The 13,406-nt window shown below is 66.3% G+C and carries 13 protein-coding genes; 8 read left to right on the forward strand and 5 right to left on the reverse strand.

All coding sequences use genetic code 11. The features are described from left to right. The first annotated feature begins 129 nt into the window (after positions 1-129). The 3 genes from dadR (at position 130) to AC4OR5_RS25025 (ending at position 3,787) form a co-directional block, all read left to right on the forward strand. The gene (dadR, locus tag AC4OR5_RS25015) at positions 130-618 is read left to right on the forward strand and encodes a transcriptional regulator DadR (RefSeq protein WP_003096535.1); all 489 of its coding nucleotides are present in this window, start codon (positions 130-132) and stop codon (positions 616-618) included. A gap of 177 nt (positions 619-795) precedes the next feature. Beyond that, the gene (locus tag AC4OR5_RS25020; protein WP_003098280.1) at positions 796-2,115 is read left to right on the forward strand and encodes an NAD(P)/FAD-dependent oxidoreductase; all 1,320 of its coding nucleotides are present in this window, start codon (positions 796-798) and stop codon (positions 2,113-2,115) included. 85 nt (positions 2,116-2,200) lie between these two features. Next, positions 2,201-3,787 carry a phospholipase D family protein gene (locus AC4OR5_RS25025; protein ID WP_058160292.1) on the forward strand — a complete coding sequence of 529 codons (1,587 nt, stop codon included), beginning with the start codon at positions 2,201-2,203 and terminating at the stop codon, positions 3,785-3,787. Between the two features lie 3 nt (positions 3,788-3,790). Here the strand turns inward: AC4OR5_RS25025 and AC4OR5_RS25030 are convergent, their stop codons facing one another. Further along, positions 3,791-4,954 (reverse strand): MFS transporter, encoded by a 1,164-nt coding sequence (locus AC4OR5_RS25030; protein WP_058160291.1) that lies wholly within the window; start codon positions 4,952-4,954, stop codon positions 3,791-3,793. A gap of 146 nt (positions 4,955-5,100) precedes the next feature. Then, positions 5,101-6,594 (reverse strand): aldehyde dehydrogenase, encoded by a 1,494-nt coding sequence (locus tag AC4OR5_RS25035; protein WP_003098285.1) that lies wholly within the window; start codon positions 6,592-6,594, stop codon positions 5,101-5,103. A gap of 229 nt (positions 6,595-6,823) precedes the next feature. Here AC4OR5_RS25035 and aptA point away from each other — a divergent pair, with 229 nt between their 5' ends. Both aptA and AC4OR5_RS25045 read left to right on the forward strand, forming a co-directional pair. Further along, positions 6,824-8,158 carry an omega-aminotransferase AptA gene (gene aptA, locus AC4OR5_RS25040; RefSeq protein WP_003096546.1) on the forward strand — a complete coding sequence of 445 codons (1,335 nt, stop codon included), beginning with the start codon at positions 6,824-6,826 and terminating at the stop codon, positions 8,156-8,158. 65 nt (positions 8,159-8,223) lie between these two features. Next, entirely contained in the window at positions 8,224-8,586 is a 363-nt protein-coding gene (locus AC4OR5_RS25045) for a cupin domain-containing protein (protein WP_003096551.1), read from the forward strand. Between the two features lie 136 nt (positions 8,587-8,722). Here AC4OR5_RS25045 and rpmG read toward each other — a convergent pair whose 3' ends face one another. Both rpmG and rpmB read right to left on the reverse strand, forming a co-directional pair. Beyond that, positions 8,723-8,878: a 50S ribosomal protein L33 gene (rpmG, locus tag AC4OR5_RS25050; protein WP_003096555.1), complete on the reverse strand. Its 156-nt coding sequence runs from the start codon at positions 8,876-8,878 to the stop codon at positions 8,723-8,725. 11 nt (positions 8,879-8,889) lie between these two features. Further along, positions 8,890-9,126 (reverse strand): 50S ribosomal protein L28, encoded by a 237-nt coding sequence (gene rpmB, locus AC4OR5_RS25055; RefSeq protein WP_003096556.1) that lies wholly within the window; start codon positions 9,124-9,126, stop codon positions 8,890-8,892. Positions 9,127-9,481: 355 nt separating this feature from the next. On the opposite strand from rpmB, the gene AC4OR5_RS25060 reads away from it, so the two are divergent. Both AC4OR5_RS25060 and AC4OR5_RS25065 read left to right on the forward strand, forming a co-directional pair. Then, entirely contained in the window at positions 9,482-11,062 is a 1,581-nt protein-coding gene (locus AC4OR5_RS25060) for an ABC transporter substrate-binding protein (RefSeq protein WP_058160290.1), read from the forward strand. A gap of 25 nt (positions 11,063-11,087) precedes the next feature. Beyond that, positions 11,088-11,318 (forward strand): hypothetical protein, encoded by a 231-nt coding sequence (locus AC4OR5_RS25065; protein ID WP_023107407.1) that lies wholly within the window; start codon positions 11,088-11,090, stop codon positions 11,316-11,318. 60 nt (positions 11,319-11,378) lie between these two features. On the opposite strand, the gene radC is transcribed toward AC4OR5_RS25065, so the two are convergent. Next, a complete protein-coding gene (gene radC / locus AC4OR5_RS25070) occupies positions 11,379-12,053 on the reverse strand; it encodes a RadC family protein (protein ID WP_003096559.1) in 675 nt (224 codons plus the stop codon). A gap of 139 nt (positions 12,054-12,192) precedes the next feature. Here radC and coaBC point away from each other — a divergent pair, with 139 nt between their 5' ends. Beyond that, the gene (coaBC, locus tag AC4OR5_RS25075) at positions 12,193-13,401 is read left to right on the forward strand and encodes a bifunctional phosphopantothenoylcysteine decarboxylase/phosphopantothenate--cysteine ligase CoaBC (RefSeq protein WP_003098292.1); all 1,209 of its coding nucleotides are present in this window, start codon (positions 12,193-12,195) and stop codon (positions 13,399-13,401) included. Positions 13,402-13,406 lie beyond the last annotated feature (5 nt).

Genomic DNA, 13,406 nt, shown 5'->3' on the forward strand with positions numbered 1-13,406 from the left:
CCGGCCAAGGGTGGCGGGGCCCTCGTGCAAGATCAAGGCGTTTTCCCTGGCCAGTGTTTTTCCCTGCTTTCGACGTTATATTGGCGGAAAATTTCCGGATTTTCCGAGCCAGACGGGGAGCCTCCATCCATGCGTACCCAGCATCAGAGCAAGCGCGAGCTGGACAAGATCGACCGCAACATCCTCCGCATCCTGCAGGAGGAAGGTCGCATTTCCTTCACCGAGCTGGGCGAACGCGTCGGCCTCTCGACCACACCCTGCACCGAACGCGTGCGCCGCCTGGAGCGCGAAGGCCTGATCATGGGCTACCACGCCCGGCTCAATCCGCAGCACCTGAAGGCCAGCCTGCTGGTGTTCGTCGAGATCAGCCTGGACTACAAGTCCGGCGATACCTTCGAAGAGTTTCGCCGGGCGGTGCTCAAGCTGCCCCATGTGCTGGAATGCCACCTGGTGTCCGGCCACTTCGACTACCTGGTGAAGGCTCGCATCTCGGAAATGGCGTCCTACCGCAAGCTGCTCGGCGACATCCTGCTGAAACTGCCGCACGTACGCGAGTCGAAGAGCTATATCGTCATGGAAGAGGTCAAGGAGTCGCTCGACCTACCGGTTCCGGATTGACCCATGACGCGCTCCGGGAGTCCGCCAGGACTCCCGGTATAGACGGGAAACACCGTCTTTTCTGTACACGATCCCCGCAACACCTCGCAGTTTTTTCCTTTTTCGCCCTTGGCGAGCGCCTCGACTGACGTTTATGCTCCGTCAAATTTTCCACACATAATAATCAGGATTTCACACATGAACGCCCGCGTTCACCAGCCGGTGCATACCGCCCAACACGCCCCCTCCTACTACGCCGCCACGCTCAACCGACGCATCGAGTGCCCTCCCCTGGCCGGCGAAGAACAGGCCGACGTGTGCGTCGTCGGCGGCGGCTTCTCGGGGGTGAACACGGCGTTGGAACTGGCCCAGCGCGGCTTCTCCGTGGTCCTGCTGGAAGCGCACCGGATCGGCTGGGGCGCCAGTGGGCGCAATGGCGGCCAGTTGATCCGCGGCGTCGGCCATGACGTCGAGCAGTTCCTCCCGGTGATCGGCGCCGACGGCGTGAAGGCACTCAAGCTGATGGGCCTGGAGGCGGTGGAGATCGTCCGTCGCCGGGTCGAGCAGTACGCCATCGACTGCGATCTGCGCTGGGGCTACTGCGACCTGGCGAACAAGCCCGGCGACTACCAGGGCTTCCGCGAGGACATGGAGGAACTCCAGGCCCTCGGCTATCGCCACGAGATGCGCCTGGTGCCGGCCGCGGAGATGCGCAGCGTGGTCGGCTCCGATCGCTACGTCGGCGGCCTGGTGGACATGGGCTCCGGCCACCTGCACCCGCTCAACCTGGTCCTCGGCGAAGCCGCCGCTGCCCAGTCGCTGGGCGTCCGCCTGTTCGAGCGCTCGCCGGTGACGCGCATCGACTACGGCACGGAAGTCCAGGTGCATACCGCCACCGGCAAGGTACGGGCGAAGACCCTGGTGCTGGGCTGCAACGCCTACATGAACGACCTCAACCCGCTGCTCGGCGGCAAGGTACTGCCGGCCGGTAGCTACGTGATCGCCACCGAGCCGCTGGACGAGAAGCTGGCCCGCCAACTGCTGCCGCAGAACATGGCGGTGTGCGACCAGCGCGTGGCCCTCGACTACTACCGGCTCTCCGCCGACAACCGCCTGCTGTTCGGTGGCGCCTGCCATTATTCCGGCCGCGACCCCAGCGACATCGCCGCCTACATGCGGCCGAAGATGCTGGAGGTATTCCCGCAACTGGCGAACGTCCGCATCGACTACCAATGGGGCGGCATGATCGGCATCGGTGCCAATCGCCTGCCACAGATCGGCCGCCTGCCGGGGCAGCCCAACGTGTACTTCGCCCAGGCCTATTCCGGACACGGGGTAAACGCCACGCACCTCGCCGGGCAGTTGCTCGCGGAAGCCATCGGCGGCCAGCAGAGCGACGGCTTCGACCTGTTCGCCAAGGTGCCGCACATCACCTTCCCCGGCGGCAAGCTGCTGCGCTCGCCACTGCTGGCGCTGGGCATGGCCTGGTACCGGCTGAAGGAAAAACTCGGTAGCTGAGCCCATCCGAGGCTCGGCGGATTCTGAAAAAATCAGGCGGGGCATCGCTCTTCCGAGGAAAACTCCTAGAATTCGCACGACCGGGATGAGCCGGTCGTTCGAGTTTCCACGGGAGATGTCCTTGCTTCGCCGATTCCTCCTGCTGGCCCTCCTGGCCCTCTCCGGCTGCGCCAGCACTCCTCCGCAACCGTCGTCGGCACTGCCCGCCGAGGGTACCTGGCTGGCCAGGCAGGCCGAAATCCAGGGACGCGACCACCCCGGCCAGTCCGGTTTCCACCTCCTGGGCGCCAGCGAGGATGCCTTCGTCGCCCGCGCGGCGCTGATTCGCGCAGCCCAGCGCAGCCTCGACATCCAGTACTACATCGTCCACGACGGACTGACCACGCGCGCCCTCGCCTACGAGTTGCTCAAGGCAGCCGACCGTGGCGTGCGGGTACGCATCCTCATCGACGACACCGCCAGCGATGGCTGGGACTACGAGATCGGTGTGCTCTCCGCCCATCCGAACATCCAGGTGCGCCTGTTCAACCCATTGCACCTGGGCCGCGCCACCGGCATCACGCGAGGCGTCGGCCGCCTGTTCAACCTGTCCCAGCAGCACCGGCGCATGCACAACAAGCTGTGGCTGGCCGACGGCACGGCGGCCATCGTCGGCGGACGCAACCTCGGCGACGAGTATTTCAACGCCAAACCGGAGATGAACTTCACCGACCTCGACCTGCTCGGCGTCGGCCCCATCGCCAACCAGCTCTCGCACAGCTTCGACCAGTACTGGAACAGTGCCATCAGCCGGCCGATCGAGGATTTCCTCTGGCGCGCGCCCTATCCCGGCGAGCTGGACTCGGCCCGACGCAAGTTGCAGCGCTACCTGCGCAAGGAGTCGGTGAAGGAGTCCGGCTACATCCGCCACCTGTTCGACCGCGGCGACCAGCCACGCCTGGGCAACTGGCTGGAGAATCTCACCTGGGCACGCGCCGAGGCGATCTGGGATGCGCCGCTGAAGGTATTGAGCCGCGGCGAGCCCGACCCGCACCTATTGCTCAGTCCGCACCTGGCGGGCCTGTTCAAGGGCGTGCAGAAGGAACTGATCCTGGTCTCGGCGTATTTCGTTCCGGCCAAGGACGGTCTCAACTACCTCACCGGCAAGGCCGACAGCGGCGTCCGCGTGCGCCTGCTGACCAACTCCCTGGAAGCCACCGACGTGCCCGCCGTGCATGCCGGCTACGCACCCTATCGGATGGCGCTGCTGGAACATGGCGTGAAGCTCTACGAGCTGCGCGCCAATCCCGACCAGCCGCTGAGCGGCGCGCCCTGGCGCCTGCACGGATCGAGCAGCGCCAGCCTGCACAGCAAGGCGATGGTCTTCGACAGGCGCAAGGTATTCATCGGTTCGTTCAACTTCGATCCGCGCTCGATCCTGTGGAACACCGAAGTCGGGGTCATCGTCGACAGTCCGCTGCTGGCCGAGCAGGTCCGCCAACTGGCGCTGGAAGGCATGGCGCCGAGCGTCAGCTACCAGGTTCGCATCGACCGCAGCGGCAGCCGGCCGAAGCTGGTCTGGATCGACGAGCGCGACGGCCGGACCCAGGTCCTGCGCCACGAGCCGGGCAGCCTGTGGCGACGCCTGAACGCCTGGGTCGCGGGAATGATCGGACTGGAAAAGATGCTCTGAGGGTCACTCGGAGGCCTCCAGGCCGGTCGCCTCCTCGTCCGCCGGAATCGCCCCGCGCAGCCGCACCAGCACCACGAAGCCCGCCGCGCCGAGCGCCATCATCAACGGCAGGGCGTGACCGCTGATCCACTGGCTGGCGGCGCCGGTGGCCAGCGGGCCGAGCAGGCAGCCGATGCCCCATAGCTGCGCGACATGGGCATTGGCCCGGACCAGGGCATCGTCTCGGTAGCGCTCGCCGATCAGGATCAGCGCCAGGGTGAACAACCCGCCGGCGCTGGCCCCGAACAGCACCAGCAGCGGCCAGACCAGCGGCGTCTGCAGCAGCAGGGGAATCGCCAGGCTGCTCAGCAGCAGCACCAGGCCGCAGCCGCCGAACAGGCCGCTACGCGAGACCCGGTCGGCGAGCCAGCCGATCGGCAGCTGCAACAATGCATCGCCCACCACCACGGTACTGACCATGGCCAGCGCCACCGCTTGCGGAAAGCCCTGGCGCAACCCGTAGACCGGCAGCAGGGTGAGGATCATCGCCTCGAAGGCAGCGAACAACACCACCGCCCAGGCGATCGCCGGCAGGCCCCGGCAGAAGGCCCACAAACCGCGCCCGGAGGCGCTGTGCGGATCGACCCTGGGCGCACCGCCGCGGCCCAGCAGCAGCAACGAGCCAGCAATCAGCAGGCAGACGCCGAACCAGAAGCCACGGTCGTCGGCGGTACCGATGAAGGTCAGCAGTACCGGCCCGGACAGTTGGCTGAGGGCGTAGCCGGTGCCGTACAGCGCGACCAGCCGGCCACGCCACCTCTCCACCGCCAACTGGTTGATCCAGCTTTCCCCGAGGATGAACACCACGGTGAGCTGCACGCCGATCAGCAGGCGCAGCAACAGCCATACCGGGTAGCTCTGCAGCAGTGCCAGCAGGCCGATGGAGGCTGCCCCGGTGAGCAGGCACAACTGCATCAGCCGCGGCGTACCGACGCGCGCGGCGAGGCGCCCGGCGATCATCGCGCCGAGCAGCACGCCCACTGCCGGCGTGCTGGCCATCACGCCGATGGCGAAACTGCCGTAGCCCCAGCTCTCCAGGCGCAACGAGACCAGCGGCATGGTCAGGCCAAGGGCGAGGCCGATGCTGATGACTGCGGAACAGACGGCGAAATAGCTTCCCCAACGCATTGCGATTCTCCCGTTGGCACCCCGGAAGCCTTGCCGGGGCGAGCGGATATATCCGGCGCACGAAGCACAGCGGCCGGGCTTCCAGAAGGAAACCCGGCCGCGGGTGTGGCTCGAGAGAGCCGGCCCGGAAGGGCCGACCTAGGCGATCAGAGCTTGATCCAGGTCGCCTTCAGCTCGGTGTACTTGTCGAAGGCGTGCAGCGACTTGTCGCGACCGTTGCCCGACTGCTTGAAGCCGCCGAACGGAGCGGTCATGTCGCCGCCGTCGTACTGGTTGACCCAGACACTGCCGGCGCGCAGGGCCTTGGCAGTCAGGTGCGCCTTGGACAGGTTGCTGGTCCAGACCGCCGCCGCCAGCCCATAGGGCGTGTCGTTGGCGATGCGCACGGCCTCCTCGGCATCCTCGAACTCGATCACCGAGAGCACCGGGCCGAAGATTTCCTCGCGGGCGATCTTCATTGCATTGGTCACGCCGTCGAAGATGGTCGGCTCGACGTAGGTGCCGCCGGTTTCTTCCAGGGTCCGCTTGCCGCCGGCAACCAGCTTGGCACCGTCGTTGTGACCGGCCTCGATGTAGGACAGCACGGTGTTCATCTGCTGGGTGTCCACCAGCGCGCCGACGTTGGTTTCCGGATCCAGCGGGTTGCCCGGCTTCCAGCCCTTGAGGGCCTCGATCACCAGGGGCAGGAACTTGTCCTTGATGGAGCGCTCCACCAGCAGGCGCGAACCGGCGGTGCAGACTTCGCCCTGGTTGAAGGCGATGGCGCCGGCAGCGGCTTCGGCGGCGGCCTTCAGGTCCGGGGCGTCGGCGAAGACGATGTTCGGGCTCTTGCCGCCGGCCTCCAGCCAGACGCGTTTCATGTTCGACTCGCCGGCATAGACCATCAGTTGCTTGGCGATCTTGGTCGAACCGGTGAACACCAGGGTGTCGACATCCATGTGCAGTGCCAGCGCCTTGCCTACCGTGTGGCCGTAACCCGGCAGCACGTTGAACACGCCTTTCGGAATGCCGGCCTCGACGGCCAGCTGGGCGATGCGGATGGCGGTCAGCGGCGACTTCTCGGAGGGCTTGAGGATCACCGAGTTGCCGGTGGCCAGGGCCGGACCGAGTTTCCAGCAGGACATCAGCAGCGGGAAGTTCCACGGCACGATGGCGGCGACCACGCCGACCGGCTCGCGGGTCACCAGGCCCAGCTCGGCATGGGGAGTGGCGGCGACTTCGTCATAGATCTTGTCGATCGCCTCGGCGCTCCAGCGCAGGCTGTTGGCGGCGCTGGCGACATCGATGTGCAGCGAGTCGCTGATCGGCTTGCCCATGTCCAGGGTTTCCAGCAGGGCCAGCTCCTCGGCGTTCTCCAGCAGCAGATCGGCGAAGCGGATCATCGTCTGCTTGCGCTTGGCCGGCGCCAGGCGCGACCAGGCGCCGGAATCGAAGGCATTGCGAGCGACCTTGACCGCCTGCTCGGCATCGGCCAGGTCGCAACTGGCGACCTTGGCCAGGAAGCGGCCATCCACCGGGCTCAGGCAATCGAAGGTCTCGCCGGAGGCGGCGTTGCTGTATTCGCCGTTGACGAAGGCGCGGCCTTCGATCTTCAGGTCTTTGGCGCGGGCTTCCCAGTCGGCGCGGGTCAGGGTGGTCATGACAACGTGTCCTCTTATTGGTGTTCTGGGCGCCTGGGAGACAGGCGCGCTGTCAGATTCTGCAAGGCGGGCGCGCGGCCCATGGTGTCCGCCACCCTAAACCAGAGCAGCGCCTGTTTTCAATATATTTGACAGGAACCCCTCTAACTCCCTTGTCACGTTCATTATTTTAAACATAGACTCGCCCGGACTAGCGTCTTCATCCCTCGCGTGCAACCTGGGTGGCCCTATGACAATGAATAACGAGCCGCAGTCGAGCAGCCTCGACAACTTCTGGATGCCCTTCACCGCCAACCGCCAGTTCAAGGCGCGGCCGCGCCTGCTGGAAAGCGCCGAAGGCATCCACTATATCGCCCAGGGCGGGCGCCGCATCCTCGACGGCACCGCCGGCCTCTGGTGCTGCAATGCCGGCCACGGCCGGCGCGAGATCAGCGAAGCGGTGGCCCGGCAGATCGCCACCCTCGACTACGCCCCGCCGTTCCAGATGGGTCACCCGCTGCCGTTCGAACTCGCCGCGCGGCTGGCGGAAATCGCCCCGCCGGGCCTGAACAAAGTGTTCTTCACCAACTCCGGCTCGGAATCGGCGGACACCGCGCTGAAGATCGCCCTTGCCTACCAGCGCGCCATCGGCCAGGGCACCCGCACCCGCCTGATCGGCCGCGAACTGGGCTACCACGGGGTCGGCTTCGGCGGCCTGTCGGTAGGCGGCATGGTCAACAACCGCAAGGCCTTCTCCGCCAACCTGCTGCCGGGGGTCGACCACCTGCCGCACACCCTGGACGTCGCCCGCAACGCCTTCACCGTCGGCCTGCCCGAGCATGGCGCGGAAAAGGCCGAGGAGCTGGAACGCCTGGTGACCCTGCACGGCGCCGAGAATATCGCCGCGGTGATCGTCGAGCCGATGTCCGGCTCGGCCGGCGTGGTGCTGCCGCCCAAGGGCTACCTTCAGCGGCTGCGCGAGATAACCCGCAAGCATGGCATCCTGCTGATCTTCGACGAAGTGATCACCGGTTTCGGCCGCGTCGGCGAAGCCTTCGCCGCGCAGCGCTGGGGCGTCGTCCCGGACCTGTTGACCTGCGCCAAGGGGCTGACCAACGGCAGCATCCCGATGGGCGCCGTATTCGTCGACGAGAAGATCCACGCTGCCTTCATGCAAGGCCCGCAGGGCGCCATCGAGTTCTTCCACGGCTATACCTATTCCGGCCACCCGGTAGCCTGCGCCGCCGCCCTGGCGACCCTGGACATCTACCGTCGCGACGACCTGTTCCAGCGGGCCGTCGAACTGGAAGGCTACTGGCAGGACGCGCTGTTCAGCCTGCGCGACCTGCCCAACGTGGTCGACATCCGCGCCGTCGGCCTGGTCGGCGGCGTGCAACTGGCGCCGCACGCGGACGGCCCCGGCAAGCGCGGCTACGACGTCTTCGAGCGCTGCTTCTGGGAGCACGACCTGATGGTCCGGGTGACCGGCGACATCATCGCCATGTCGCCGCCGCTGATCATCGACAAGCCCCACATCGACCAGATCGTCGAGCGCCTGGCCCAGGCCATCCGCGCCAGCGTCTGATCCAGGCGGGCGGCTGGCGCCGCCCTGCCCCCAACTGGCCAGAACCACAAGAACCGAGAGTCAGCATGAACATCGAACAGATCGTCGACTTCGCCCAGGCCAACAGCGCCCCGGAGCACTACAGCCCGGCGCCGGAGAAAATCCTCAAGGGCGACCCGAAACAGAGCGTGCGCAACCACTACGGCAGCCCCTGCGGGCAGTTCAACGCCGGTATCTGGGAAGGCGCCGTGGGCCAGTGGACAGTGAACTACACCGAACACGAGTACTGCGAGATCATCCAGGGCGTCTCGGTGCTGCGCGACCGGCACGGCAACGCCAAGACCGTGCGCGCCGGCGACCGCTTCGTGATCCCCGCCGGCTTCCAGGGCACCTGGGAAGTGCTCGAAGCCTGTCGCAAGGTCTATGTGATCTTCGAAGCCAAGGCCTGAGCCCCGGCTTCATCCCGAATGCTTGTTACCCTTGCCCGCCACCTGGCGGGCTTTTTTGTGCGCCAGCCCGGGAGTTCGTACGCCGGAAATGAAAAAGCCCGCCGGATGGCGGGCTTTTCGCAAGGTGCCGGATCAATTACTTGATCTTGGCTTCCTTGTAGATCACGTGCTGACGAACGACCGGATCGTACTTCTTGATCTCGATCTTCTCAGGCTTGGTACGCTTGTTCTTGTCGGTGGTGTAGAAGTGGCCGGTACCGGCGCTGGACACCAGACGAATCAATTCACGCATGATTCAGCTCCTTAGAATTTTTCGCCGCGGGCACGCAGGTCAGCCAGGACGGCCTCGATGCCACGCTTGTCGATGATACGCATGCCCTTGGCGGAAACGCGCAGACGTACGAAGCGCTTCTCGGACTCGACCCAGAAACGGTGGTGCTGCAGGTTCGGCAGGAAACGGCGGCGGGTTTTGTTGTGTGCGTGGGAAATGTTATTCCCGGTAACCGGACCCTTACCGGTTACTTGACAGACTCTAGACATGCCTCAGCCCTCTATAACCTCATGCCCAACCCGGCATGGGTTGGCTGCTTTAACTCAAGTTCGATACTCAGTTTCACCGGGGTCTTACCCGCTGCATCCCGACGAAGGAGAGCGTGGCCCCAGAAAAGAGCGCAGCTTTATATCAGAAAGGCGCCCCGCGCCGCAAGGGCGAAGACCCATGGCGCAGCCGCGGCCCGCCTCGCTGCGGGCTTCGCACCGCGGCCGTTCGTCGCCTTGCCTCGTTGTCGCTGCCCGCCGCATGGTCTAGGGTAGCGATTCAAGGTCGCCAACGGCCTTGCATGACTGCGCCCAACCGCTGCGGATGGGCATGTTAACCGTTCGAATGGAGCCCGTCATGCGCCTCGCCGCTTTCTCCCTGTTCCTCGCCCCCCTGCTGCTCGCCCAGCCCGCCGCCGCTGCCACCTTGAGCGTGTGTACCGAGGCCAGCCCCGAGGGCTTCGACGTGGTCCAGTACAACTCGCTGACCACCACCAACGCCTCGGCCGATGTGCTGATGAATCGCCTGGTCGAGTTCGACGCCGGCAAGGGGACGGTGGTGCCCTCGCTGGCCGAGCGCTGGTCGGTGTCCGACGACGGCCTGAGCTATCGCTTCGACCTGCGCCAGGGCGTGCACTTCCACAGCACCGCCTACTTCAAGCCGAGCCGTACGCTCGACGCCGACGACGTGGTGTTCAGCTTCCAGCGCATGCTCGATCCGGCCAATCCCTGGCACAAGGTGGCGCAGAACGGCTTCCCGCACGCCCAGTCGATGCAACTGCCGGAGCTGATCAAGCGGGTGGAGAAAAGCGGCGACCACCAGGTGCTGATCGTTCTCGACCACCCCGACGCGACCTTCCTGCCGATGCTGAGCATGGGCTTCGCCTCCATCTATTCGGCGGAATACGCCGACCAGTTGATGAAGGCCGGAACCCCGGAAAAGCTCAACGCCGCGCCGATCGGCAGCGGCCCGTTCGTGTTCAAGCGCTTCCAGAAGGACGCGGTGGTGCGCTACGCCGCCAACCCCGAGTACTTCGCCGGCAAGCCGGCGGTCGACGCGCTGATCTTCGCCATCACCCCGGACGCCAACGTGCGCCTGCAGAAGTTGCGCCGCGGCGAATGCCAGATCGCCCTGTCGCCGAAGCCACTGGACGTGGAGAGCGCGCGCAAGGACGCCAGCCTGAAGGTCGAGCAGACGCCGGCCTTCATGACCGCCTTCGTCGCCCTCAATACCCAGCATCCGCCGCTGGACGATCCCAAGGTGCGCCAGGCGATCAACCTGGCCTTCGACCGCACCAGCTACCTGCAGGCGGTATTCGAAGGCAGCGCCAGTGCCGCCACCGGCATCTATCCGCCGAACACCTGGAGCTATGCCAGGGATATTCCCGCCTACCCGCACGACCCCGAACAGGCGCGCAAGCTGCTGGCTGGCAAGCAGCTTCCCGAGCTGAACATCTGGACCCGCCCGTCCGGCAGCCTGCTCAACCCCAACCCGAGCCTCGGCGCCCAACTGCTCCAGGCCGACCTGGCGGAGGCCGGGATCAAGGCCAACATCCGCGTCATCGAATGGGGCGAGTTGATCCGTCGCGCCAAGAACGGCGAACACGACCTGCTGTTCATGGGTTGGGCCGGCGACAACGGCGATCCGGACAACTTCCTCACTCCGCAATTCAGCTGCGCCAGCGTCAAGTCGGGGCTCAACTTCGCGCGCTATTGCGATCCCGGCCTGGACAAGCTGATTGCCGACGGCAAGGCCGCCAGCAGCCAGGAACAACGCACCGGCCTGTACCACCAGGCGCAGAAACTGATCCACGAACAGGCGCTCTGGCTGCCCCTGGCCCACCCGACCGCCTTCGCCCTGACCCGCCAGGAGGTGCAGGGCTACCAGGTCAATCCGTTCGGTCGCCAGGATTTCTCGCGGGTCGCCGTGAAACGCTGAAGGCCACGCCCGGGAGAACCCGGCGATGGATCTCGACCGCCTCTACCTGCCGCATTGGCAGTTCAGCGAGCGCCATCAGCGGCTGATCGACGCGGTGGAAGACCTGCTGCGCTTCGACGACCCGCTGGTGTGCGCCCTGCTCGAAGCGCCGGCGCTACCCTGCTGCACACGGAAACCCGGGTGTTCTGCCCCGATCGCGCCAGCCGCCTGCGCTTCACCCCCTACTGTTTGGCGATCCGCCCGGTCAGCGGGCTGACCCGCCGGCGCCTGCTGGCGGGCATCGAGCGGCGCCTGGGCTGGGCCCTTCGCCGAACGCTCACAGCCAACCGTATTCGGCCAGCGACAGAGGCTCGCCGTCGCCGATGATGAAGTGGTCGAGCACCCGCACGTCGATGAGCGCCAGGGCTTCCTTGAGGCGCGCGGTGAGCTGGCGGTCGGCGAGACTCGGACGGGCGTCGCCGGAAGGGTGGTTATGGGTCAGGATCAACGCCGCCGCATTGTGCGCCAGGGTGCGCTTGACCACCTGGCGCGGGTAGACGCTGGCGCCATCGATGCTGCCCTGGAACAGCACCTCGAACGCCAGGACCCGGTGCCTCGTGTCGAGGAACAGGCAGGCGAACACCTCGTGCTGCTCGTGGCGCAGGCGCGCCTTGAGATAGTCGCGCACCGCCTGCGGGCTCTCCAGTATCGAATCGCGACGCAGGCGCTCGGCCAGGTGGCGCCGGCCCATCTCCAGCACGGCCTGCAATTGCGCGTACTTGGCCACGCCGAGCCCGAGATGGCCGCAGAACGAGGCGAGGTCCGCCTCGAGCAGGGCACGCAGCCCGCCGAACTCGCTCAACAGCCGCCGCGACAGCTCGACCGCACTGCAACCGGTCACTCCCGTGCGCAGGAAGATCGCCAACAGCTCGGCATCGGAAAGGGCCGCCGCGCCCTGCTCCAGAAGCTTCTCCCGAGGCCGTTCGGCTTCGGGCCAATCGCGGATGCTCATTCGCTTTCCCCATCGAGCCCGCCCGCTGTTCCCGTGCGGACGCTGTGCTATCTTAGCCCATCCTTTTTGCGCGGCAGACGACCTGGGGAGGCGCGTTTGCCGAAGCGCATGTCATCCATTTCCTTATTAAGGCAAGCCTATGCAGCGGCTCTATCGGAAACGCATCGTCCTCGGCGTGGGCGGCGGCATTGCCGCCTACAAGAGCGCCGAACTGGTCCGCCGCCTGCGCGACCAGGGCGCTGAAGTCCGAGTGGTGATGACCCAGGGCGGCCGCGAGTTCATCACGCCCCTGACCCTCCAGGCGTTGTCCGGTCATCCGGTGCACACCGATCTGCTGGACCCGGCGGCGGAAGCCGCGATGGGCCACATCGAACTGGCCCGCTGGGCCGATCTGGTGCTGATCGCACCGGCCACCGCCGACCTCATGGCGCGCCTGGTCCAGGGCGTGGCCAACGACCTGCTGACCACCCTGGTGCTGGCCACCGACGCGCAAATCGCCCTGGCACCGGCGATGAACCAGGCCATGTGGCGCGACACCGCGACCCAGGCCAACGCCGAGCTGCTGCGCCAGCGCGGCTTCCACCTGTTCGGTCCGGCAGCGGGCAGCCAGGCCTGCGGCGACGTCGGCCTCGGGCGCATGCTCGAAGCCGAGGAACTGGCGCAGCGCGCCGCCGACTGCTTCCAGCGCCAGGCGCTGACCGGCGTGCATGTGCTGATTACCGCCGGCCCGACCCAGGAAAACATCGACCCGGTGCGCTACATCACCAACCACAGTTCCGGAAAGATGGGCTTCGCCCTCGCCGAGGCGGCGGTGGAAGCCGGCGCACGGGTGACCCTGGTCACCGGCCCGGTGCACCTGCCGACGCCCGACCGGGTGCAGCGCGTCGACGTGGTCAGCGCCCGCGACATGCTGGCCGCCTGCGAGGCGGCGATGCCCTGCGACCTGCTGATCGCCTCCGCGGCGGTCGCCGACTACCGCCCGGAAGTGGTCGCCGCGCACAAACTGAAGAAAGACCCTACCAGCGGCGAGGGCTTGCTCTTGCAGCTGGTGCGCAATCCCGACATTCTCGCCACCCTCGCACAGCGCGAGGATCGTCCCTTCAGCGTGGGCTTCGCCGCAGAAACCGAAAACCTGCTGGACTATGCTGCACGCAAGCTGAAGGACAAGAACCTCGACCTGATCGTCGCCAACGACGTGGCCAACCCCTCGATCGGCTTCAACAGCGACGAGAACGCGATCACGGTGATCGACCGCGACCTGCATCCGAGCACCTTCGCCCAGACCAGCAAGGGCAAGATCGCTCGCCAGCTGATCGCCTTCATCGCCGACCGCCTCAACCAGCAATGAGTTAC

The sequence above is a fragment of the Pseudomonas sp. YA1 genome, from assembly GCF_058680555.1.